Annotated in this window: 23 protein-coding genes and 1 other annotated feature; all 23 genes read left to right on the top strand. The window is 31.3% G+C overall.

Annotated elements, in window-relative coordinates:
• Positions 1–7: 7 nt before the first annotated feature.
• On the top strand, positions 8–955 hold the full coding sequence (gene arcC, locus BN2665_RS15350; protein ID WP_055667972.1) for a carbamate kinase: 948 nt from the start codon (positions 8–10) through the stop codon (positions 953–955).
• 114 nt (positions 956–1,069) lie between these two features.
• The gene (locus tag BN2665_RS15345) at positions 1,070–2,338 is read left to right on the top strand and encodes a replication-associated recombination protein A (protein WP_055667971.1); all 1,269 of its coding nucleotides are present in this window, start codon (positions 1,070–1,072) and stop codon (positions 2,336–2,338) included.
• Between the two features lie 105 nt (positions 2,339–2,443).
• On the top strand, positions 2,444–2,893 hold the full coding sequence (locus tag BN2665_RS15340) for an RrF2 family transcriptional regulator (protein ID WP_055667970.1): 450 nt from the start codon (positions 2,444–2,446) through the stop codon (positions 2,891–2,893).
• Between the two features lie 4 nt (positions 2,894–2,897).
• Positions 2,898–4,082, top strand: a complete 1,185-nt coding sequence (nifS, locus tag BN2665_RS15335) for a cysteine desulfurase NifS (protein ID WP_055667969.1) — start codon at positions 2,898–2,900, stop codon at positions 4,080–4,082.
• Positions 4,082–4,510, top strand: a complete 429-nt coding sequence (gene nifU, locus BN2665_RS15330) for a Fe-S cluster assembly scaffold protein NifU (RefSeq protein ID WP_055667968.1) — start codon at positions 4,082–4,084, stop codon at positions 4,508–4,510. The genes nifS and nifU overlap by 1 nt, the downstream gene beginning before the upstream one ends.
• A gap of 103 nt (positions 4,511–4,613) precedes the next feature.
• Positions 4,614–5,126, top strand: a complete 513-nt coding sequence (locus BN2665_RS15325; protein ID WP_055667967.1) for a PRC-barrel domain-containing protein — start codon at positions 4,614–4,616, stop codon at positions 5,124–5,126.
• The gene (locus BN2665_RS15320) at positions 5,107–6,117 is read left to right on the top strand and encodes an AI-2E family transporter (protein ID WP_055667966.1); all 1,011 of its coding nucleotides are present in this window, start codon (positions 5,107–5,109) and stop codon (positions 6,115–6,117) included. The genes BN2665_RS15325 and BN2665_RS15320 overlap by 20 nt, the downstream gene beginning before the upstream one ends.
• A 54-nt stretch (positions 6,118–6,171) precedes the next feature.
• Positions 6,172–6,341, top strand: a binding site (T-box leader).
• 53 nt (positions 6,342–6,394) lie between these two features.
• Positions 6,395–9,034, top strand: a complete 2,640-nt coding sequence (alaS, locus tag BN2665_RS15315) for an alanine--tRNA ligase (RefSeq protein ID WP_055667965.1) — start codon at positions 6,395–6,397, stop codon at positions 9,032–9,034.
• A gap of 172 nt (positions 9,035–9,206) precedes the next feature.
• Positions 9,207–9,464 carry an IreB family regulatory phosphoprotein gene (locus tag BN2665_RS15310; RefSeq protein ID WP_055667964.1) on the top strand — a complete coding sequence of 86 codons (258 nt, stop codon included), beginning with the start codon at positions 9,207–9,209 and terminating at the stop codon, positions 9,462–9,464.
• Positions 9,465–9,528: 64 nt separating this feature from the next.
• Complete coding sequence (gene ruvX / locus BN2665_RS15305; RefSeq protein WP_055667963.1) at positions 9,529–9,942, top strand: Holliday junction resolvase RuvX; 414 nt, start codon at positions 9,529–9,531, stop codon at positions 9,940–9,942.
• Between the two features lie 60 nt (positions 9,943–10,002).
• Complete coding sequence (locus BN2665_RS15300; protein WP_055667962.1) at positions 10,003–10,266, top strand: DUF1292 domain-containing protein; 264 nt, start codon at positions 10,003–10,005, stop codon at positions 10,264–10,266.
• A gap of 22 nt (positions 10,267–10,288) precedes the next feature.
• The gene (locus tag BN2665_RS15295) at positions 10,289–10,738 is read left to right on the top strand and encodes a Fur family transcriptional regulator (protein WP_055667961.1); all 450 of its coding nucleotides are present in this window, start codon (positions 10,289–10,291) and stop codon (positions 10,736–10,738) included.
• Between the two features lie 33 nt (positions 10,739–10,771).
• Positions 10,772–12,439 (top strand): ribonuclease J, encoded by a 1,668-nt coding sequence (locus tag BN2665_RS15290; RefSeq protein WP_055667960.1) that lies wholly within the window; start codon positions 10,772–10,774, stop codon positions 12,437–12,439.
• A gap of 200 nt (positions 12,440–12,639) precedes the next feature.
• The gene (gene typA, locus BN2665_RS15285) at positions 12,640–14,466 is read left to right on the top strand and encodes a translational GTPase TypA (protein WP_055667959.1); all 1,827 of its coding nucleotides are present in this window, start codon (positions 12,640–12,642) and stop codon (positions 14,464–14,466) included.
• 57 nt (positions 14,467–14,523) lie between these two features.
• Complete coding sequence (gene mltG / locus BN2665_RS15280) at positions 14,524–15,549, top strand: endolytic transglycosylase MltG (RefSeq protein ID WP_055667958.1); 1,026 nt, start codon at positions 14,524–14,526, stop codon at positions 15,547–15,549.
• A 14-nt stretch (positions 15,550–15,563) separates the two neighbouring features.
• On the top strand, positions 15,564–16,214 hold the full coding sequence (locus tag BN2665_RS15275; RefSeq protein WP_055667957.1) for an O-methyltransferase: 651 nt from the start codon (positions 15,564–15,566) through the stop codon (positions 16,212–16,214).
• Positions 16,215–17,441, top strand: coding sequence for a peptidase U32 family protein (locus BN2665_RS15270; protein ID WP_055667956.1), 1,227 nt, complete (start codon positions 16,215–16,217; stop codon positions 17,439–17,441).
• Entirely contained in the window at positions 17,441–18,061 is a 621-nt protein-coding gene (udk, locus tag BN2665_RS15265) for a uridine kinase (RefSeq protein ID WP_055667955.1), read from the top strand. The genes BN2665_RS15270 and udk overlap by 1 nt, the downstream gene beginning before the upstream one ends.
• Positions 18,062–18,224: 163 nt before the next feature.
• A complete protein-coding gene (locus BN2665_RS15260) occupies positions 18,225–19,862 on the top strand; it encodes a penicillin-binding transpeptidase domain-containing protein (RefSeq protein ID WP_055667954.1) in 1,638 nt (545 codons plus the stop codon).
• Positions 19,863–19,959: 97 nt separating this feature from the next.
• A complete protein-coding gene (gene sigK / locus BN2665_RS15255) occupies positions 19,960–20,658 on the top strand; it encodes an RNA polymerase sporulation sigma factor SigK (RefSeq protein WP_423229866.1) in 699 nt (232 codons plus the stop codon).
• An 87-nt stretch (positions 20,659–20,745) separates the two neighbouring features.
• Complete coding sequence (aroE, locus tag BN2665_RS15250; protein ID WP_055667952.1) at positions 20,746–21,516, top strand: shikimate dehydrogenase; 771 nt, start codon at positions 20,746–20,748, stop codon at positions 21,514–21,516.
• A gap of 12 nt (positions 21,517–21,528) precedes the next feature.
• Positions 21,529–22,584 (top strand): type IV pilus twitching motility protein PilT, encoded by a 1,056-nt coding sequence (locus BN2665_RS15245; protein WP_055667951.1) that lies wholly within the window; start codon positions 21,529–21,531, stop codon positions 22,582–22,584.
• Between the two features lie 559 nt (positions 22,585–23,143).
• Positions 23,144–24,418 carry a glycosyltransferase family 2 protein gene (locus BN2665_RS15240; protein WP_055667950.1) on the top strand — a complete coding sequence of 425 codons (1,275 nt, stop codon included), beginning with the start codon at positions 23,144–23,146 and terminating at the stop codon, positions 24,416–24,418.
• Positions 24,419–24,586: the final 168 nt, after the last annotated feature.

Genomic DNA, 24,586 nt, shown 5'->3' with positions numbered 1-24,586 from the left:
AACAAGTATGTCTAGAATCGTCATCGCTTTAGGGGGAAATGCACTTCAAGCTAATCCAAAAGATATATCTTCAGAAGCACAGTTATTAACTGCCCATAATACTTCTAAGGCCATAGTAGATTTAATCGAAGAAGGTCATGAGGTTATAGTGGCTCATGGCAATGGTCCTCAGGTGGGACAAATTGTAGCTACTTATGAAGGGGCAGCTTCAATTAACAATAGTAATTTCATTATGCCCTTTCCAGAATGTGGAGCTATGAGCCAAGGATATATAGGATACCATCTTCAGCAGGTAATAAGAGAGGAACTGAAAAAGAGAGCATTAGAAAAGGATGTAGCCACAATTATAACCCAAGTAGTAGTAGATAAAGAGGATATAGGTTTTAAAAATCCTACAAAACCTGTGGGTTCTTTTTATACAGAGGAACAAGCAAAGGTATTAATGAAAGAAAAGGGTTATTCAATGAAGGAAGATTCAAATAGGGGTTGGAGAAGAGTGATAGCTTCCCCAATGCCCATAGCGGTAGTAGAAGAGAATATTATTAAAACCTTAGTTGAAGCAGGACATATAGTTATAACTGTAGGTGGCGGCGGTATACCTGTCATAGATAAAGGCCAAGGCAAGCTTCAAGGTGTGGCTGCTGTTATTGATAAAGATTTTGCTTCTGAAAAAATTGCTGAAATCTTGGATGCAGATAGGTTAATAATATTAACTGCCGTAGACAAGGTATCTATAAATTATGGTAAAGAAGATCAAAAGGATTTAGATAAGCTAACTATTCAGGAAGCAATAAAATATATAGAAGAAGGACACTTTGCGCCAGGCTCTATGCTTCCTAAGGTTAAAGCTGCCATTAAATTTGTTCAATCAAAGCAGGGGAGAAAAACTATAATTACCTCCTTAGAAAAAGCTAAAGAAGCTTTAAAAGGGGAAAATGGAACTCTAATAGAGTAAGCTATATTTAAAATTTGCATATAATATAAAAAATAAGTTATCTTTATCTATAAAGGTAACTTATTTTTTGGTAAAATAGGTTAAGACTCTTAAGTATTACAAGGAGGTGTTTATATGAGAAAACCTTTAGCAGATAGGATTAGGCCTACAGCCATTGATGAGGTTATAGGACAAGAACATATTTTAGGAAGTAATAAAATTTTAAATAGAATTATAAAAAGTGGAAGTCTAAGCAACATGATTTTTTATGGTCCGCCAGGAGTTGGTAAAACCACTGTAGCTAATATAATTGCTAAGGAGTCAAATAAAAAATTTTATAAGCTTAATGCTACCAATTGCAGTATTAAGGATATTCAGGATATAATAGATAATCTTAACACCTTTGAAGGGATAAATGGTGTAGTACTATATTTAGACGAGATTCAGAATTTTAATAAAAAGCAGCAGCAATCTCTATTAGAATTTATTGAGGATGGCAGGATAATTCTCATCTCTAGTACTACAGAAAATCCTTATCACTACATATTCAAGGCTATATTAAGCAGATCTACTATATTTGAATTTAAACTTCTTGCAAAGGATAACATAAAAGATGGCATAAATAGAGCCTTAGACATACTTAAAAAGGATAATAATGAGACAGAAATAATAATGCAGGAAGAGGCTTTAGGTTATATTTGTGAAGTGGCAAACGGAGATTTAAGAAAGGCTTTAAATACCTTAGAAATAGCTTATTATTCTACTATGCCAAATAAAGAAAATAAAATAGTAATAGATCTAGAGGTAGCTAAAGACTCTTCACAATCAAAAATATTGAATTATGACATCAGTGGAGATAGTCATTATGACATATTAAGCGCTTTTCAAAAGTCTATAAGAGGAAGTGATGCTGATGCCTCTATACATTATTTAGCAAGACTTATTAAGGCAGGAGATTTAATTTCTATTTGCAGAAGACTTTTGGTCATAGCTGCAGAGGACATAGGACTTGCTTATCCTAATGCCATAAGTATTGTAAAAAGTTGTGTAGATGCGGCTATGCAATTAGGACTGCCTGAGGGGAGAATTCCTTTAGCGGAGGCAACTATTTTACTAGCTACTTCTCCAAAATCTAACTCTGTAATTAAAGCTATTGATAAGGCCTTAATTGAGATAGATACTAAGGACGTTGGGGATATACCACTTCATTTAAAAGATGCTCATTACTCCGGTGCAAAGAATCTAGGAAGAGGGATAGAGTATAAATATCCTCATAACTATAAAAATAATTTTATCAAACAACAGTATCTTCCAGATAATATAAAGAGCTCAAAATACTATGAATTTGGTGAAAATAAGTTAGAGCAAGCTAGTTTTGAATATTGGAATAAAATAAAACAATAGTGTTTTATTATAGCTTTGTCTAATTGTTGACAATTATAGTCGGGTTTGATACAATTAGCATGAAAACATAGTAAAACACTCAACATTATATAGGAGTGAAAGAAAATGAAATTATCAACAAAAGGAAGATACGGTGTGAAGGCTATGCTGGACTTAGCTATTAATTATGGAGGTACACCAGTATCTATAAAAAGCATATCAGAAAGGCAGATTATATCTGAATATTATTTAGAGCAATTATTTGCCCCTTTAAGGAAGGCAAATTTAATTAAGAGTGTTCGTGGTGCTCAGGGAGGATATGTTTTAAACAGGTCACCAAAAGAAATTACCGTAAAAGATATTATGGAAGTTTTAGAAGGACCTATAGAAATCTCTGAATGTGTTGAAGGCACACCTTGTAATAACATGGATTGTTGTGCTACTAGATTACTATGGGCAAAAATAAAAAATAGCATTGACAGTGTCATGGAGTCTGTAACGCTCCAAGATATGCTAGATGACTATAATAGAATAAATTTATCATCAAAAATCATTAAAGGTATAGATAAGGAGTGATAACATGGAAAAAAGAGTATATATGGATTATGCAGCAACTACCTATACAAAGCCTGAGGTGTTAGAAGAGATGCTTCCTTATTTCACTGAGCATTTTGGAAACCCCTCTTCAATATATTCTTTATCAAGAGAAACGAGAAAAGCTATTGATATCAGCAGAGATAGAGTAGCTAAAGCTCTTAACTGTGACAGAAGTGAGGTGTTCTTTACGGGGGGAGGCTCCGAAGCAGATAACTGGGCAATTAAAGGTATTGCTTTCTCACATATAAGTAAGGGAAATCATATTATAACTACTAAAATCGAACATCACGCTGTATTACATGCCTGTGAGTATTTAGAAAAGCACGGTTTTGAAGTTACATATTTACCTGTAAATGAGGAAGGATTTATAAACTTAGAAGACTTAAGAAGCGCTATTACAGATAAAACTATATTAGTTTCCATAATGTTTGCTAACAATGAAATTGGAACTATACAACCCATAAAAGAAATTGGGGCTATATGCAAGGAAAGAGGAGTACTTTTCCATACTGACGCAGTTCAAGCTCTTGGAAACGTTTGTATAGACGTGAAGGATATGAATATAGATTTGTTATCCTTGGCAGCACATAAGATATATGGACCAAAAGGCGTGGGAGCTCTTTACATAAGAAGAGGGGTAAAAATAGATAATCTAGTACATGGCGGAGCTCAAGAGAGAGCAAAAAGAGCAGGTACTGAAAATGTAGCAGGTATAGTGGGTTTAGGAAAAGCTGTAGAATTAGCTCTTACGAATATGGAAGATCATAATAACAGATTAGTAAGTTTTAGAGAAAAGCTAATAGAGGGTTTAATGAAAATACCTTATACCAGGTTAAATGGCCCTAAGGGAGAAAAGAGGCTTTCTGGAAACATAAATGTATGTTTTAGGTTTATTGAGGGAGAAGGAATACTTTTATCTCTTGATGACTTAGGAATTTGCGCATCCAGTGGAAGTGCCTGTACATCAGGAGCACTTGACCCTTCACATGTATTATTAGCTATCGGCCTTACCCACGAAATAGCTCATGGCTCCTTAAGGTTATCCATAGGAGATGGAACTACTGAAGAGGATGTTAATTATGTATTAGAAGTATTACCAGGAATAATTGAAAGATTGAGAAGTATGTCACCTTTATGGGATGATTTCGTTAAGAAAGGGGAAAATTAATAATGTATAGCGATAAGGTAATGGAGCATTTTAGAAACCCAAGGAATGTAGGGGAAATTTCCGATGCAAATGGAGTTGGCGAAGTTGGAAACGCTAAATGTGGAGATATAATGAAGATATATTTAAAGGTTGAAGATAATGTTATAAAAGACGTTAAATTTAAAACCTTTGGTTGTGGTTCTGCTATAGCATCTTCAAGCATGGCTACTGAACTTATAAAAGGAAGAACTTTAGATGAAGCTTGGTCCTTAACAAATAAAGCTGTAGCTGAGGCTTTAGATGGCCTTCCACCAGTAAAAATGCACTGTTCAGTTTTGGCGGAAGAAGCTATTCATAAAGCTATTAATAACTATAGAGAATCTATAGGGTTAGAACCTTGGGACTACAAAGAACATGATGATATTCATGATCAGGTACATGGGGAATAAAGACATAGTTTTAAATTAGTAATAATACCTAAAATTTTATTTTAGGTATTATTTTTTTGTTTATGTAGATAATAAAAATAAAAATATTTTTATTGGTGATTTTATGAATAGAACTAAGGATTTCATTTTTGTAGATGTGTTAAATCAAAAAGGAAGAAAGCTAGGCTTTATAAAGGATATATTATTAGATTTTTCTGAAGGATATGTAAAAGGCTTTTCTATTTCCTCCTATAATATGTTTTCTAAAAACTTAATAATACTTATTGAAGATATATTAGTACTTAATGATAATATATTAGTTAAAAAACTAGAAAAACAATGTTCTTATGTGAAATTTAGTAGTATAAAGCACATGGATATAGTTAATAAAAAAGGAGATATGATAGGAGTGTTAGAAGACCTCATAATAGATATAAAGGATTTTTCTATTAAGGGTCTAATAATTTGTCCGGGAGTAATAAGCAAATTATTAAGGGGAAAAGAAGTTATTCTTATCAAGAACTGTATTTTAGGAGAAAAGGATATTTTATTCTGTGAAGATAACAAGGTTTTAAACTTTAGAACCATTCCTCGAAAGTTGATAGGTGTTGATAAACATGAAGAATATAAAGATTAAAATAATATTTATAATAACTATTGCAATCGCCTTTATAGCTTTTTTAAAATTTGAATTTTTAAGAGAGGTAATTTATTTAATTATAATATCTTTTATACTTTCCTATGCTCTTAAACCTTTAGTTCGTTTAGTTGTAAATAAAGGATATAATATTAAAATGGTGTCATTAATTTTGATCTTAGGTACTATTGGTATATTTCTTTTATGTTTTTCTGTATTGATTCCCACTTTGGTTAGAGAAAGTATGAATATAAGCAAAGCCTTTGAAGATATAGAAAATATAATAAACAATATATATGAAAAAGTTAATGTATCTAATAACAAGATATATATATTTATTTATGAATCAATAAATGAAAAGCTAAATAGACTTGTCATGGATATCTCTACAAACTTTTTTGACAATATAATAAGCTTAGGAGAAAATATTATGTCTTTGGCAGTGATTCCAGTAATAACTTATTATTTTCTTAGTGAAGGGAGTCTCATCAGTAATAAGTTGCTACTATTTCTTCCTGTTGAAAAGCGAAAAATAATAAAAAAAGTAGGAAAAAACATAGATAAAATACTGGGTAGATATATATTAAGTCAATTTATATTATGTCTGCTTATAGGAGTACTTACATTTGTTATATTATCAATATTTAAGGTTAATTTTCCATTTTTATTATCCTTAGTAAATGCAGTATTTAATATTATACCTTATTTCGGACCTTTGTTTGGAGCAATACCTTCAATTTTTCTTGCTTTGACCCAATCCTATGAAAAAGCTATATGGGTTACTCTATTTTTATATTTAATTCAGCAGATAGAAGGAGATATTATATCCCCTAAAATCATTGGCGATAGCATATCCATGCATCCTCTTATAATAATTTTACTTTTAATACTAGGAGGAAAAATAGGGGGATTTATAGGGATGGTATTAGCAGTACCTGTGGGGGTAGTTATAAAAGTTATTTATGAGGATATTAACTACTATCTATTCTAATTTATATATTGACATGAAAATAATAATAACATATAATTTCCTATATATATTAATATGAAAGCAATGATAAGAAGGAGTAGGTTTATTAGGCCATAAAGAGAGGAAGTGGAAGGTGAAAACTTCTTGGCAGATATTCTGAAGCTGTCTTGGAGCTATATTACGAGAGTGGTGTATATTTATACATAACTAGGGTGGTACCGCGGAAGTTTGCTTTCGTCCCTTTTAGGGATGAGGGCTTTTTATTTTTCAGATAATTATATTGAGGAGGAATAGATTTATGAATCATATGGGATTAAATGAAATAAGAGAAGCTTATTTGAAATTTTTTGAATCAAAAGCACATTTGAGATTAGAGAGCTTTCCTTTAGTACCTAAGGATGATAAAAGCTTATTACTAATAAATGCTGGAATGGCACCTTTAAAGCCTTACTTTACAGGATTAAAGACGCCGCCTAGTAAAAGGATTACTACTTGTCAAAAATGTATAAGAACAGGAGATATTGAGAATGTAGGTAAAACCTCAAGGCATGCAACTTTTTTCGAAATGCTAGGAAACTTTTCTTTCGGAGACTATTTTAAAAATGAAATTATTCCTTGGGCATGGGAGTTTGTAACAGAGGTTTTAAAAATATCAAAGGATAAACTATATGTTACTATTTATCTAGAAGATGATGAGGCTTATGATATCTGGGTTAAAACTACAGATATAGACTCAAGCAGAATATTTAGACTAGGTAAGGATGATAATTTCTGGGAAATAGGTCAAGGACCTTGCGGACCATGTTCAGAAATACATTTTGACAGGGGAGAAGGTAAAATAACTTCTTCAGAAGAGTTTGTTAAAGCTTCAGAAGAAGATAGAGTAGTAGAATTTTGGAACTTAGTTTTTACTCAGTTTGATAAGGATGAGAATGGAAATTATAACAGGCTTCAGTTTCCTAATATAGATACAGGTATGGGACTTGAGAGAATATCTACAATAATGCAAGGAACAAAAAATATATTTGAAATAGATACCATAAAAAGCATATTAGATAGTGTAGCAGTATTAGCTAATATAAAGTATGGTGAAGACAATAAAACAGATGTATCTCTAAGAATTATAGCAGATCATGTTAAGAGTGTTACCTTTTTAATATGTGATGGTGTATTACCTTCTAATGAAGGAAGAGGATATGTGTTAAGAAGACTATTAAGAAGAGCTGCTAGGCACGGGAGATTATTAGGTATTAAGGAAATCTTCCTAAGTAAAATTGTAGACGTGGTAGTAAAAAACTATGGTGAAGCCTATACAGAGCTAAAAGAAAGAATAGATTATATCAAAAAAGTTGTAGCTTTAGAAGAAGAGAGATTTAATGAAACTATAGATTCAGGTATAGAAATATTAAAGCAATTTATTGAGGAAGTGGAAGAAAAAGGCGAAAAAGTATTATCCGGTGAAAAAGCCTTTAAGCTATATGATACTTATGGATTCCCTTTAGAATTAACTGAAGAGATATTAGAGGAAAAAGGGTTAAAAATTCATATTGAAAGCTTTAAGGAGGAAATGGAAAAGCAAAGAAAAAGAGCAAGAGAAGCAAGAGGAGAAAGTAACTACATGGGCAGCGATGACAGCATCCTCAACAAAATCTCTAAAGATATAGGCACTGAATTTATTGGATACAATAAACTAGAGTGTGAAGGAATCGTTAAAGCATTAACGAAAGAGGAAGATTTTGTTTCTGTATTAGGAGAGGGAGAAGAAGGTATTATAGTTACCGATATAACTCCTTTCTATGCAGAAATGGGAGGTCAAGTAGGAGATACTGGAGCAATTCTAGGAGAAAGCTTTGAAGCTCAGGTAATGGATTGTAAAAAGAACATAAATGGAAAAATAATACACTTCGTTAAGGTTTTAAAAGGCAAGGTTTTAATAGATCAAAAGGTAACATTAAAGGTAGATAAAGAAAGAAGAAGCAACATAGCCAAAAATCATACGGCTACTCATATGCTTCATGAAGCTTTGAAAGATATATTAGGAGATCACGTAAATCAATCTGGTTCTTATGTGGATAGCGAAAGATTAAGATTTGACTTTACTCATTTCGCTGCTTTAACCCAGGAGGAATTAGAGAACATTGAAAAGCTTGTAAATGAAAAAGTTATGGAAGTATATGAAGTTCATACAGAGGTTATGAGTATTGAGGAAGCTAAAAACAGTGGTGCTATAGCCTTATTTGATGATAAATATAAGGATGAAGTAAGAGTGGTTTCAGTTGGAGAATTCAGCAAGGAACTATGTGGAGGAACTCATGTTAAGAGCTCAGGACAGATTGGACTCTTTAAAATAGTTTCTGAATCAGGTGTGGCTGCTGGTATAAGAAGAATTGAAGCTGTTACAGGTTTTAATGCTATTAAATATTTTGAAAACAAAAACAAGGTTATAAAAGATAGCGCAGCTTTATTAAAATGTAATGAAAAAGAGTTGTTAAACAAAATTCAAAGCAATATGTTAGAATTAAAAGAAAAAGATAAGGAAATATCAGAGTTAAAGTCAAAATTAGTTCAAGGCATTGAAGAAGAAATATTAAATAGTGTAAAAGAAATAAAAGGAGTTAAGGTTATTACTTTTAATGTAAAAGAGCTAGATGCAAATGCTTTAAGGGATTTAGCTGATAAGATTAGAGACAAAATGACAGAAGGAGTAGTAGTTTTATCAAGTACTTCTAATGAGAAGGTTAATTTTGTGGCTATGGCTACAAAAGATGCTGTAGAAAAAGGGGTACACTGCGGAAAGATTATTAAAGAAGCTGCATCTATTGCTGGCGGCGGCGGCGGTGGAAGACCAGATATGGCTCAAGCTGGAGGAAAATTGCCAGAAAAAGTACAGGATTCTTTAAAGGCCGTATATGTTGTGGTGGAAAACTTAGTTAAATAGTGTACTTTTTTATGAATATGATTTATAATTAAAGAGACATATAATATTTTATTTGCATAACTCTTCTTATATTAGTGTATAATACAAATATATGACTATTACTCACAATAATATATAGGATACTGTGTAAGGGGGTGAAGCTGCTTAGCTTTAAAAGCTTAGGCAGCATAACATGGGTATTAATAATGAAAATACTATGCAATTTGATTTTAGTAGGGATAAAAAAGATCTAACTAAAGCCATATTAACAGAAGTTTATGACTCACTTCAGGAAAAGGGTTATAATCCTGTTAATCAATTAGTTGGCTATCTTATTTCAGGTGACCCTACGTATATTACAAACTATAATGGCGCAAGGGCTTTAGTAAGAAAACTTGAAAGAGATGAAATACTTGAAGAAGTTTTAAAATCTTATTTAGGTATAAAATAAAAAGTGCCCTAAGGGGCACTTTTTATTTAAGACATCTTCAAAAATTAATATTAGGAGAAGATAGATGAGAATACTTGGTTTAGATGTAGGAGACAGAACCATAGGAGTTGCTATTAGTGATCCATTAGGATTTACAGCTCAAGGAGTTACAACTATAAAGAGAAAAAATGAAGAAATAGATTTGTCAGAACTTAAAAAAATATGTGAACAATATGGTGTAGATACTATATTAGTAGGATTACCTAAAAATATGAATGGAACTTTGGGGCCACAAGGAGAGAAGGCTATAGAATTTTCCAAGAAAATTGAAGAGTTTATAAATATAAAAGTAGAAATGTGGGATGAGAGGCTTACTACGGTAGCAGCTCATAAGGCTATGCTAGAGGCGGATTTATCTAGAGCAAAAAGAAAAAAAATAGTTGATAAAATAGCGGCTACATATATCCTTCAAGGGTATTTAGATAGAATTTCCAAGTAATCATTGACAAAGGAAATAACAAATTTTAAAATTACAATAAAAAAAGGAGTGTATTAATGAATGGATAATGATGTAAAAACAATTGTATTAAAAGACGAAGATGGTGAAGAGGTAGAGTTTGAAGTAATAACTAAGCTCGACATAGAGGATAATGAATATTTAATTGTAGCTTCTATGGATGAAGATGAGGAAGAAGCTATTGCTCTTAAAATCCTTCAAGATGAAGATGGAAATGATGTTTTGGTTACGGTAGAGGATGAAGAAGAGTTTGAAATGGTATCAGAAGCATATAATACTATATTTTCCGATGAGCCGTTAAATTAAAAAATGAAATGAGGTTTTATGCATGCCGAGATTATCTGCGGAAGAAGTAAGTAAATTGAAAGAAACCCTAAAAGAAAAGGGTTATAAATTAACTCCTCAAAGAAGATCCATTGTAGATACTATTATATGCAATGAGGGGTCCCACTTGACCGTAGAGGAGATATATGATCAGGTTAAAAAGGATTGTCCGGAGATCGGTCTTGCTACAGTTTACAGAACAATCCTTTTATTGGAAGAAATGGGAATAGTATATAAACTTGATTTAAACGATGGATGCAGTCGCTATGAGCTAGTTCATGAAGATGAAACTCATAGACATCATCATTTAATATGCACTAAGTGTGGCAAGGTTATAGAGGTGGAAGGAGACCTTCTTGAAACCTTAGAGGACGAAATAGAGAAAAAATATAGTTTTAAAATTGAGGATCATAGCGTTAAGTTTTTTGGTTTATGCGATGAATGCTCAACATAAGATATCTTTTAAATAACAAAAGGAGGGCAGTTAATGAAAAAAGAAAAGGAAAAGGTCAAAATTATACCCTTAGGTGGTGTAAATGAGATCGGTAAAAATCTAACGGTTATAGAATATAAAGACGATATAATCGTTATAGATTGCGGTTTAAAGTTTCCAGATGAGGATATGTTCGGAATAGATATAGTAATACCTGATGTTACTTATTTATTAAAAAATAGGGAGAGAGTGAAAGGAATATTTTTAACTCATGGTCATGAAGATCATATAGGAGCTCTTCCCTACATTTTAAAGCAAATAAACATACCTGTTTATGGAACAAAATTAACTTTAGGAATTGTGGAAACAAAATTGAAAGAGCACGGATTGTTAAGTGTTACGGAGCTAATTAGAGTGAATCCAAAGGACATAATTAAGCTTCAAAGTATTTCTGTAGAATTTATAAAAACTAATCATAGCATAGCGGATTCTGTGGCTATAGCTATTCATACTCCCTTAGGTGCAGTATTGCATACAGGAGATTTTAAAATTGACTATACGCCTATTGATGGAGATATAGCGGATTTAGGAAGATTTGCAGAACTTGGTCGCAAAGGTGTTTTGGCGATGATGGCAGATAGTACCAATGTAGAAAGACCGGGATACACTATGTCAGAAAGCACTGTGGGAGAAACCTTTGAGAATATTTTTGCAAACGCAAAGGGTAGGATAATAGTTGCTACTTTTGCTTCAAATATCCATAGAATACAGCAGGTATTAACTGCTGCTAGTAAATTTGAAAGGAAAGTAGCGGTTTCTGGAAGGAGTATGGAAAATATCGTAGGAGTGGCAATGGAACTTGGATATCTCAATGTAGAGAAAGATATTCTAATAAATATAGATGCTATAAATAAGTACACTTCCGACAAGATTGTTATCATAACTACTGGTAGCCAAGGAGAGCCTATGTCTGCTCTAGCGAGGATGGCATCTTCAGAACATAAAAAGGTAAATATATCAGAGGGAGATATGGTAATAATATCAGCTACTCCTATTCCAGGAAATGAAAAGCTTGTTTCCAAAGTAATAAATCAATTATTCAAAAAGGGTGCTGATGTTATCTATGAGGCTTTAGCTGATGTGCACGTATCTGGTCACGCTTGCCAAGAAGAATTGAAATTGATGCATGCTCTTGTAAAGCCTAGATTTTTTATTCCAGTACATGGTGAGTTTAGACATTTAAAGCAACATGCGGAGTTAGCTATTAAGCTAGGTATGGCTCCAAATCATATAGTCATAGCGGATAATGGAGACGTAGTTGAAATAGGTAGAGACATGATTAGAAAGAATGGTAGTGTTACCTCAGGACAAGTTTTTGTAGATGGTCTTGGGGTTGGAGATGTAGGTAATATTGTGTTAAGAGATAGAAAACATTTATCTCAAGATGGAATACTTACCGTAGTGGTAACTATTGAAAAAGAATCTGGAACAGTAATTGCAGGACCAGATATAATTTCAAGAGGATTTGTATATGTCAGGGAGTCAGAAGATCTAATGGAAGAGGCAAGAGAAATGGTGAAAAATGCCTTGAAAGATTGCGAAGAAAAACATATAACTGATTGGGCCACAATGAAATCTTCCATTAAAGATGCTTTGAGAATTTTCTTATATGAAAAAACAAAGAGAAAACCTATGATTCTTCCTATAATAATGGAAATCTAAATTTTTTTCAACAAATTACGCTTATATATTTTAAAATATTCTTTATCTAACGTTGACTTTTATAAAACATAATATTAGAATTAATATGGTTAAAAAATAAAATTGGATACTACAGTATCCAATTTTTTTATAAAAAGCAATTGTAAATCATAGTTTTCTATATACAAAAGCTAATCTTAAAACTTTGGAGGAAAAATTTAATGAATTTATTTACAAGAAATGATATTAGAAATATAGCAATAATTGCCCACGTAGACCATGGTAAAACTACTTTGGTAGATGCCTTATTAAGACAGAGTAATGTTTTTAGAACCAATGAGAAAGTTCAAGAGAGAATAATGGATTCTAATGATCTAGAAAAAGAAAGAGGAATTACTATTTTATCTAAAAATACTGCTGTTAATTATAACGGCATAAAGATAAATATAGTAGACACTCCAGGACATGCTGACTTTGGTGGAGAAGTAGAAAGAGTACTTAAGATGGTAGACAGCGTTTTATTAGTAGTAGACTCTTATGAAGGAGCAATGCCCCAAACAAAGTTTGTTCTTAAAAAAGCTCTAGAGCTTAAATTAAATCCTATAGTAGTTATAAATAAGATTGATAGAGCGGATGCTAGACCAACTGAAGTAATAGATGAAGTTTTTGATCTATTTGTTGAATTAGGAGCCAATGATGAACAACTTGATTTCCCAATAGTATATTGCTCTGCAAGAGAAGGATATGCCGTGTTAGATCCACAAGAGAAAAATGACAATATGGAGCCACTATTTGATGCAATAATTAAAAATGTAAAAGCTCCAGAAGGATATTTAGATGAACCTCTTCAAATGTTAGTAACTACCATAGATTCTAATGAGTATGTAGGGAGAATAGCTATTGGTAAAATAGAGAGAGGAATCATTCGAAGAAATCAATCTGTAGTTCTAATTTCTTCAAAGGACCAATCCGTTGTAAACGCAAAAATATCAACTTTATATGTTTATAATGGGTTAAAGAGAGAAGAAACTGAAGAAGCAAAGATAGGGGACATAGTGGCCATCAGCGGTATTTTGAATACTAATATTGGAGATACTATAGCAGATGTAAGCTGCCCGGAAGCTTTACCCTTTGTTCAAATAGACGAGCCTACCATAAGTATGAATTTCATGGTAAATGATTCACCTTTTGCAGGAAGAGAAGGGGAATATGTAACATCAAGACATTTAAGAGATAGACTTCTAAAAGAGCTAGAGACTAATGTGAGCTTAAAATTAGAAGAGTTATCACCAGATTGCTTTAAGGTAAGTGGTAGAGGTGAACTTCATCTGTCTATATTAATAGAAACCATGAGACGTGAAGGGTATGAGTTCCAAGTATCTAAGCCTTCCGTAATATTTAAGGAAAAGAATGGTAAGATGCAGGAGCCTATAGAATATTTAACTATAGATGTACCAGAGGAATTCATGGGAGCTGTAATGGAAAAATTAGGACCTAGAAAAGCTGAAATGGTAAATATGACTTCTGCAGTAAACGGATATGTAAGATTAGAGTTTTTAATTCCAGCAAGAGGACTAATAGGATTTAGAAATGACTTTATGACAGACACTAAAGGTAACGGAATTATGAATCATATTTTTGAAGGCTATGATGATTATAAAGGAGATATCCCTGAAAGAAGCAGAGGTTCCTTAGTAGTTTTCGAAACTGGAGAAGCGATTACCTATGGACTATATAACGCTCAAGAAAGAGGAAGTTTATTTATTTCACCAGGAACTGAAGTATATAGCGGTATGATAGCTGGAGAGTGCTCTCGTGCTGAGGATATAGAGGTAAATGTATGTAAAAAGAAACATTTATCTAATACAAGATCCTCAGGTTCTGATGATGCTCTAAAGTTAATCCCAATAAAACCTATGACTCTTGAGCAGAGTTTAGAATTTATAAGAGCTGATGAATTAGTAGAGGTTACTCCAAAAAATATTAGAATGAGAAAAAAATTATTAGATAGCAACGAAAGAAAAAGAGCTGCAAATAGAAATAAGTAATAATTAAGTGAATAGCCTTAAATATTTTGGCTATTTACTTTTATATGGGGGGAAATTATGAAGAAAAAATTAATTGTGGGGATGTTAATTTTAATAATACTATTGACTTCGACTTTTTTGTTTATTAAATCTAGTTATGGCAAAGTTGTACAAAGCCCTTTCAAATTTAATGCAGAAACCATAAATTTAAAAGTAGCTAATGGAGATAACCTAAATAATATATTATCTAAACTAAAGCAACAGAATTTAATAAGAAGCTCCTATTTAATAAAGTATTATATGAAGAGCAATAATATTGATGTAACCATAAAACCAGGATTATATGTGATTAATAAAGACATGACATTAGAAAAATTTCTTCATAATTTGAATAATGGTGTCCTTGATGAGAATTCTATAAAGGTAACTATTCCAGAAGGCTTTAATATTGAGCAAATTGCTGGAAGATTAGAAGAAAAACAAATTGTGAAGAAGGAAGATTTCTTAAAAGCTTTACAGGAATATATTTTACCATCCTATATTAAGAAGAACTCAGGAAGAAAATATGCTTTAGAAGGATTTTTATTTCCTGACACTTATAATTTTAGAAAAGACATAACTGCTAAAGAAGTTATCGATGAAATGTTAGAAAGATTTGAATTTGTAATCAGAGATATTGAAAAAGGCACTGGTAAAACCATTGAAGAAAAAAAATTAGATGATTTGATAACAATGGCGTCTATAGTGGAAAGAGAAGTAGAAAAAAATGAGGAGAGAGGAAAGGCGGCTTCTGTATTTTATAATAGATTGAATATCAATATGAAATTAGAATCCTGTGCAACAGTATTATACTCTTTAGGATATCATAAAGAAGAACTTTCTTTAAATGACTTAAAAGTAAATTCTCCTTTTAATACCTATAAAGTAACCGCCTTGCCTGTAGGTCCAATATGTTCTCCAAGTAGAGCATCTATTGAAGCGGCCTTAAACCCTCCAAAAACTGATTATCTGTATTTCATATTGAATGATGATGGAACTCATTTCTTTACTAAGGATTATAAGGAATTTGAGAAGAAAAAAGCAATAAGAGACGGCAAGAAGTAAATTAGGAGGATATAATGAGTGGTATAACTTATGATTATATGGAATCCTATATAAGGGATTTAATACCTGAAAAACAAGGTGTACTAAAAGGACTGAAAGATTTTGCGGAAAGTAACTCGGTGCCTATTGTGCAAAAGGAAACTGCAAACTTATTGGAATTCTTTATGAGTTTAAAGAAACCTGAAAGAGTATTAGAACTTGGAACAGCTATTGGATATTCAGCTATTTTAATGGCTGAGGCTTCAAATAGAAAAGCTATTATTGATACTGTAGAAAGAGATCCAAATATGATTTTAATGGCTAGGGAGAATGTGAAAAAACATGATTATGATAAAAATATAAATATAATAGAAGGTGATTGTCTTGAAGTTTTAGAAAAGCTTCAGGGCCAGTATGATATTATATTTATGGATGCAGGAAAGGGACATTATAATCATTTCTTACCACATTGCTTAAGATTACTAAAAGCAGATGGAATTATTATAGCTGATAATGTGCTGTTTAGAGGAATGGTAGCTTCTAAGGATCTAGTTAAAAGAAGAAAGATAACTATTGTTAAAAGAATGAGAAGTTATTTAGAGCTAGTTTCCAAGGATGAAACATTGATAACTTCAGTTTTACCTATGGGAGATGGTATTGCATTAACAAAGAGGAGGAATGAGTAGATGAAAAAACCAGAAATTTTAGCTCCAGCAGGTAGCTTAGAGAAACTTAAAACTGCCATAGATTTTGGAGCTGATGCGGTTTATTTAGGCGGTAGCAAGCTAAATCTAAGAGCTTTTGCTGATAATTTTACCACAGAGGAAATAAAAGAAGGAGTAGAATATGCTCATTCTAGAGGGAAAAAAGTATATGTAACATTAAATGTTTTTCCACACAATGCTGATTTACAAGGATTAGAAGAATATTTAAAAGATTTATACAATCTAAAGGTAGATGCTATCCTAGTATCTGATCCTGGAATAATAATGACAGCTAAAGAAGTAGTGCCTAATTTAGAATTGCACCTAAGCACTCAGGCAAACAACGTAAATTGGAAGTCTGCAATGTTTTGGTATAAACAAGGGGTTAAAAGAATAGTACTTGCTAGAGAATTAAGCTTGAATGAAATTAAAGAAGTAAGAAAAAATTTACCAGAAGAATGCGAGCTGGAGGCTTTTGTTCATGGTTCAATGTGCATGTCTTATTCCGGAAGATGTTTAATGTCAAACTATATGACTGGAAGAGATGCAAACAGAGGAGCTTGTGCTCAACCTTGCAGGTATAAGTATTATTTAATGGAAGAAAAGAGACCAGGAGAATATTTCCCCGTTTACGAGGATGAAAAAGGTACATACATAATGAATTCAAAGGATTTATGCATGATAGAGCATATACCTGAATTGTGCCAAAGTGGAATAGTTTCCCTTAAAATTGAGGGAAGGATGAAAAGTCCTTATTATGTTGCGGCTATAGTAAAAGTATATAGGCAGGCATTGGATGCATATTATGAGAATCCTGATAAATACGAGTTTAAAAGGCAATGGCTAGAAGACTTAATGAAAGTAAGCCATAGACAATATCATACAGGATTTTATTTTGGAGAAACAAATAAGCAGATCTATGATACTTCAGCCTATGTTAGAGACTATGATATAGTAGGAGTAGTTAAAGATTATGATAAAGAAAATAAAATTGCTACTATAGAGCAGAGAAATAAAGTGTTTGAAGGGGATATGGTTGAAGTTTTAAGACCTGTAGGAGAAAGCTTTGAAGTAGAGCTAAGGGACATGAAGAACGGAAAAGGGGAAAAAATAGATTCTGCTCCAAATGCTCAGATGATTTTTAGAGTTTATGTTGAAACAGAACTACAACCTAAAGATATGCTTATAAAAAGTAAGGGGGAAAATTAATGAGTAGACCGATATTAATAGGCATTGCGGGGGGAACAGGCTCTGGTAAGAGCACTATAGCCAAAGAAATATATAGTAAGTTTCAAGAAAATTGCATAGCTATGATAGAGCAAGATTCTTATTATAAGGATCAAAGTAATATTCCATATGAAGAAAGAACCAAGATAAATTATGACCATCCAAAGGCCTTTGATACTGAATTATTAATAAGCCATCTAAAGTCACTTATGCAGAGGGAAAGCATAGAAAAACCTGTATATGATTTTGAAATACATAATAGAAAAAAAGAGAGCATAGCTGTAGAAGCAAAAGACATTATTATTGTTGAAGGAATATTAATTTTAGAAGATCCAGGAATTAGAGAGCTTTTAGATATAAAGATTTATGTGGATACGGATGCTGACGTTAGAATAATCAGGAGACTTGTAAGAGATATAAATGAAAGAGGAAGAACTGTTGATTCAGTTATAAATCAATATTTAAATGTAGTTAGACCTATGCATATGCAATTTATTGAGCCAACAAAGAGATATGCAGATATAATTATTCCAGAAGGTGGGCACAATAAAGTAGCTATTGACATAATAGTAGCGAAGATAAAACAAATATTGCAAAAATAATATGGATTTTAAACATCAAGGAAAAAGTTTTACCTTGGTGTTTTTTATTTTACAATAAACTCTCACTAAGGTGTTACAAATAGGTTTCTTATGTATAAAACTTTTAGGCACAGAATAAAACAGCCTATAAAAGGCTAGAATTTAGCAGAAGGGGTGTTTTATTATGTGTTCATTAAAGAAGAGAAATCATATAGTTTTCATCTTTTATATTTGTATATTTTTGTTACTGATATATAGAATTGTAACAATCCAGTATGTAAATTCAGAAAAATTAACGTCCATAGCTAATTCTCAATACAGAATTGAAAGAAATATAAGTGAATTAAACTATTTAATTTTAGATTCAACGGGAAAAGACTTAATGAAATACAAAAATAGGTTTATTGTTGAAATAGATCCTTATATTTTTAAACGATACAATTCTAATACTCCATTAGATAAAATATTTGCACTGACCTATATACTAAGAAACTATAGCAGAGACTATGATATAACTAATGTGATTAGTAGCACAGTCAGTGAAAAAATAAAATGGAATGTAGATGAAGAAACTTTTAATAAGCTGATGGAAATAAAAAATGTGAATGGTATATATCTATATATCTATTCAGAAACTAATAAAAGCGAAGCCTGGAAAATACAAAATATCATATCAAACTTAGATAATTTAGACTCCACAAACACTTCTGCAAATTTGATTTTAGAGACCTTAAAGAAGAATAAACCCACAAACATAGTCTTTGAAAGGGATGAGGATGGAAATATTAAGAATAAAAACTATGCCATACCTGAAAAGAATGTGAACTTAAGATTGACTTTAGATCAAGATTTACAGGAAAAAGTAAACAATATATTAAATGAAGAAAAATATAAATTATTAAGTGAAATTGGAGTAGTTATATTAGAATCTGATACAGGAAAAATAAAAGTTTTAACTCAAAGAGACCATAAAAATCCAAATATAATTTTAGGGTCTGGTACGGCTAATGGTTATGTTCCTGGTTCAATTTTTAAATTGTTAGTTGAGACAGCAGCCTTGGATACAAAAAAAGTTTCTTTAAATGAAAAGTTTCTTTGCGAAGTCCATAAGGACTCTTTATGCAAGGAGCCTCACGGTAACATTACTATAGAGGAAGCATTAAAGGTTTCCTGCAATAATGTCTTTGCACAAGTGGGTAAAAAAGTTGGGTGGGACAATATACTAAGTTATGCAAAGGCAGAGGGATTATTTGATAAGGTTCTTAATTTTAAAGGAGATAAGGAGGTAAAAGGAGAGTATAGGGAGCCAGCTATCTATGAGGATGGCCCTAGGTTCTTATCCATGGGACAAAATATGCTTATATCGCCTCTACAGGCCATAAATATTGTAAATACAATAGTAAATGGCGGTACCTATGTAAAGCCTTATATTACTGATGCCTTAGTAGATATAAATAATAAAGAAATAAAAGTATTTAATACAGAAAAAAAACAGATTATGAAAAAAACTACCGCTAGTACTATGAAAGATCAAATGATAAAGGTTGTAAATGAGGGTACTGGAAAAAATGCCTCCATCCCTGGTGTAGAAATAGGCGGGAAGACTGGAACTACTGAGAGGATAGATTATATAAAAGATAAAGATGGTAAAGAAAAGAGAGAAAAGCATTCTGATGGATGGTTTATAGGATTTTTTAAGATAAAAGATAAGTATTATTCCATGGTTATCTTTGTAAAAGATATCGATGCCCAAGGAATGTATGGAGGAAATACGGCAGCACCAATTTTTAAAGACATAGTTACAATACTCCTAAAAAAATAATAATATATAATCAAAAAAAATTTATGTGTACATGCAATTTTTTTATAGCCAATCATATTATATTAATAAGCACTATTAGGAGGAACATCTTGTGTTTATTTTTAATCATATTTTTGATGTGATTGGTTCTATAACATTATTGGCAGGATATATAACCGGAAATAATTCTTTCCCTCAGCCTTTAGATGAAAAAGAAGAAGAGTGTTATCTTATTAAATTAAAAAATGGGGATTTAAATGCAAAAAACATATTGGTAGAAAGAAACTTGAGATTAGTTGCACATATAGTAAAGAAATATTCCTATCCTGGAAAAGATATAGATGATCTTATATCTATAGGTACTGTGGGATTAATAAAAGCTATAGATTCCTTTGATTATACCAAAGGTACAAGATTAGCAACCTATGCAGCAAGATGCATTGAAAATGAGATATTAATGCTAATCAGAAACAATAAAAAGTCAAAAGGGGAAGTTTATCTTCAAGATCCTATAGGAATTGATAAAGAAGGAAATGAAATTTCTCTTTTGGATGTTTTGAGTAGTGAAGAAGATTCTATATTAGAAATTGTGGAAAGTAAAATACAAATAAAAAAATTATATAATAAGATTAACAGCAGCCTACATGAAAGAGAACGTTTAATAATTGAGATGCGTTATGGGCTAATTGATGGAAAAGCAAAAACGCAAAGAGAAATAGCAAAGCTATTAGGAATTTCACGTTCCTACGTATCTAGGATTGAAAAAAGAGCACTAAAAAAGTTATTTAAGGAGTTAAATGGGAAAAATAGATTTTAAAAAAGGTGCTAAATTTCTTTTATAATTTATAATTATAAGAGGAATTTAGCATATTTTTGTAGAATAGTAATATGGGAGTTGAGTTTAATGAAAAATTGCGGGTTAATAGGTAGAAATATACGCTATTCCAGATCTCCTGAAATACATAATAAATATTACAAAGATAATGATATCCAATTTAATTATAAGATATTTAATATTGATAATGAAAAAGAGCTGGAATATTTTATGCAAAATGTTAAGAATAATAATATTATAGGCTTTAATGTAACGATACCTTACAAGGAAAAGATATTACAATATTTAGATGAGATAATTTATCCTGCTAGTATTATTGGAGCAGTAAACACGATACTGGTTGATGATAAAAAATTTATAGGGTATAATACAGATTATTACGGATTTATAGACAGTTTAAAAGAACACCAAATTCAAAATATAGATAAAAAACATATTTTAATTCTTGGAAATGGAGGATCAGCAAAAGCTGTATACACAGCGCTAATTGATCTTGGAGTAAAATACATAGATGTGGCAGGTAGAAATTTAAAAAATATTGAGCAGGACTTTTTATATGCTAAAAATATATTAAATATAAAAAGTAAAATAGATCTACATCAATATGATATGCTTATTAATTGTACACCACTTGGAAATACAAATAATAATATATTACCAATGGAACTAGAAAATTACAAAGAAGACTTAGTGATTTATGACCTTAATTATAGCCCTCCAAAATCAAAATTGCTTTGTCTAGGGGAAAGTAAAGGATTAAAAGTAGTTAATGGGGAAGCTATGTTAATAGCGCAGGCGATTCATTCCATAGATATATGGAAATCTAAGGTGAAAGAATAGGAGGAACAAAGATTGATATCATTAAATGAATTACTAGAGATTACCACTAGGGAAAATGCTTCAGATTTACATTTAACAGTAGGTATATCTCCAATTATTAGAGTAAACGGAAAGTTAACCAGTATTCAAGAAAATAAATTAACTCCAAGCGATACTGAGAAATACACTAAAGAGATTTTAGGAGACCTTTATTCAGAATATATATCAAAGGGAGAAATAGACACAAGCTATTCAACTCCAGGGTTAGGTAGATTTAGAGTAAATGTTTTCAAACAAAGGGATAGTGATGCCATTGCTATTAGAGTGATTTCTCTTAAGGTACCTACTTTAAATGACTTAAATCATCCAGCTATTATAAAGGATCTAGTTAATAAGCAAAGAGGATTAGTGTTGGTTACTGGTCCTACAGGTAGTGGAAAGAGTACTACTTTAGCAGCGATGATTAACGAGATAAACAATACTCGAGAAGCCCATATAATTACTTTAGAGGACCCTATAGAATATTTACATAGACATAATAAATCAATTATTAATCAAAGAGAGATAGGAAAGGATAGCAAAAGTTATCAAAGTGCATTAAAGGCTATTTTAAGAGAAGATCCTGATGTGATATTAGTAGGAGAGATGAGAGATTTAGAAACTATAGCTATTGCCATAACAGCTGCAGAAACAGGACATTTAGTTTTATCTACCTTACATACCATAGGAGCTGCAAAAACCATTGATAGAATAGTAGATGTTTTTCCTCCTTATCAACAACAGCAAATAAAAATACAATTAGCTGCAGTATTACAGGGAATTGTTTCTCAGCAATTAGTGCCTAAAAACGATGGCACAGGAAGAATAGCTGCACTAGAGATAATGGTCACTACTCCAGCTATTCAAAATCTTGTTAGAGAAGGTAAAACTCATCAAATAGAATCCTCAGTTCAGACTGGAAGTAAATATGGAATGAAAACTATGGATATGGCTTTAGTAGAGCTTTATAAGAAAGGGCTAATATCTAGCGAAGTAGCTTTAACTTATTGCGTAGATAGAGAGATGATAAGCAGAATGATGCTACTGTAAAAAGAAAAAGCAGTTTCATAAAGAAACTGCTTTTATATTTTATCAGATTAATTATACTAAAAAGCCAAATAATCTAACATTTTAATACAAACACTATTATCATCATTACTAGTATTATTATTTATAGTTTTAATAATGTTTTCGATTTTATCTCTATTCATAAAACAACCTCCTAAATTTTGTTTTTTAAAATAGAGATACTTTATCCGAAGGACTCGTCTTTTCTATGAAATATAGCCTCCTTAAAAATAAGTACAGCTTCTTTTCACTTCATAAGGAAACCTCCTTAATATATTATTTATGCATTTCAATTTTATGTAAATATTATACCATTAAGTATAGTTTAGCTCAACAGTGGGGAATAATAGCTTAGAGGCATAATAAACCTTATAATAGTGTTACCCACTATTAATCTGTATAAAGTCTATTAATCTATGGACTTTATAGTGTTTAATCCCTTTTCCTCCTAAATCTAAAAAAAATCTTAATTTGTACAAATACATATAGTATTTAATAGATATTTGTGCTAAAATAACTTTGAACTAGGGGGGATTTTTAGATGGATATTTTTAAATCGGTAGTTCAGTCAATAATTGCTGTATTTACCAATGTAGTATTTATAATTTCCATGTATTATTTGTTTCTATCTTTCTTTGGGATAATAAGATTTAGACCAAAAACAAAAGTAGAACCAAAAAACAGCTTTGCACTAATTGTAGCTGCTCATAACGAAGAAATGGTTATTCAAGATATAGTAAATAGTTTAAATATCGTAGATTATCCAAAGGAATTATATGATATATTTGTTATAGCAGATAATTGTAATGATAAAACCGCTTTAAAAGCTAGGCAAGCAGGGGCTATAGTTTGTGAAAGATTCAACAAAGAACAAAGAGGTAAGGGATATGCCCTTGAATGGATGTTTGATAAAATTTTTAAAATGGAAAAAAAATATGATTCTGTAGTGGTTTTTGATGCAGATAACCTTGTTTCAAAGGATTTCTTAAATGAAATGAATAGAATGCTTTGCAAGGGGTATAAAGTTGTCCAGGGATACTTAGATAGTAAGAATCCGAAAGATACATGGATTACAGGTAGTTATTCAATTGCTTTCTGGACCTCAAACAGAATGTTTCAATTATCAAGAAGTAATTTAGGATTATCTAATCAGTTAGGTGGAACAGGGTTCTGCATTGATACGGAAACTCTAAAAGAATTAGGATGGGGAGCTACTTGTCTTACAGAGGATTTAGAGTTTACTTGTAAACTAGTTTTAAATGGGCATAAGGTAGGTTGGGCTCATGATGCAGTAATATATGATGAAAAGCCTTTAACACTAGTGCAATCTTGGTCCCAAAGGAAAAGGTGGATGCAAGGTTTTGCTGATGTTTCAAGCAGATATTTTTTCAAGTTACTAAAGAAATCTATAAAAGAATTAAATTTTGTTGCTTTAGATTGTGCTTTATATAGTATACAACCTATTGTTATAATATTAGTAGGTATAGCAGCAATTTTAAATGCAGTAAATTATATAGAAAAAGCTCCACAAATTATTTCAAATGTTGTTAATGCTCTGCATTCAACAAGCTCCTTTTTAGTTATGCTAAGTGGTGCCTTAATAATAATTATGCAATTTATATATACTCCTTTTATATTAGTACTAGAAAAAAAGTTAAATTTTAAAATATTTATATATTATATATTATACCCTATATATGCCATAACTTGGTTACCTATTTCAATACAAGGTATTATCGATAAAGATAAAAAAGAGTGGTCTCACACTCTTCATACAAGAAGTGTAAATATTAAAGAATTGGAAAAAGCTAATTGAAAGGATGAGATGTAATTCTCATCCTTTTTAATATAAATTTAAACATAAAAAATATAATTTTAAATAAATTTTTAATTAAATTGTATAAATTAAGAGGAAATTTAAAATCAACGTGGAATATATATAACAGTTAAAGGGAGACTACGGAAGGAGGTTAGGCTGAAAAGT

The sequence above is a fragment of the Desnuesiella massiliensis genome, from assembly GCF_001403615.1.
Taxonomy (GTDB): domain Bacteria; phylum Bacillota; class Clostridia; order Clostridiales; family Clostridiaceae; genus Desnuesiella; species Desnuesiella massiliensis.
The sequence above is the reverse complement of the archived record's forward strand: the minus strand, read 5'-3'. Positions and strand labels throughout refer to the sequence as shown.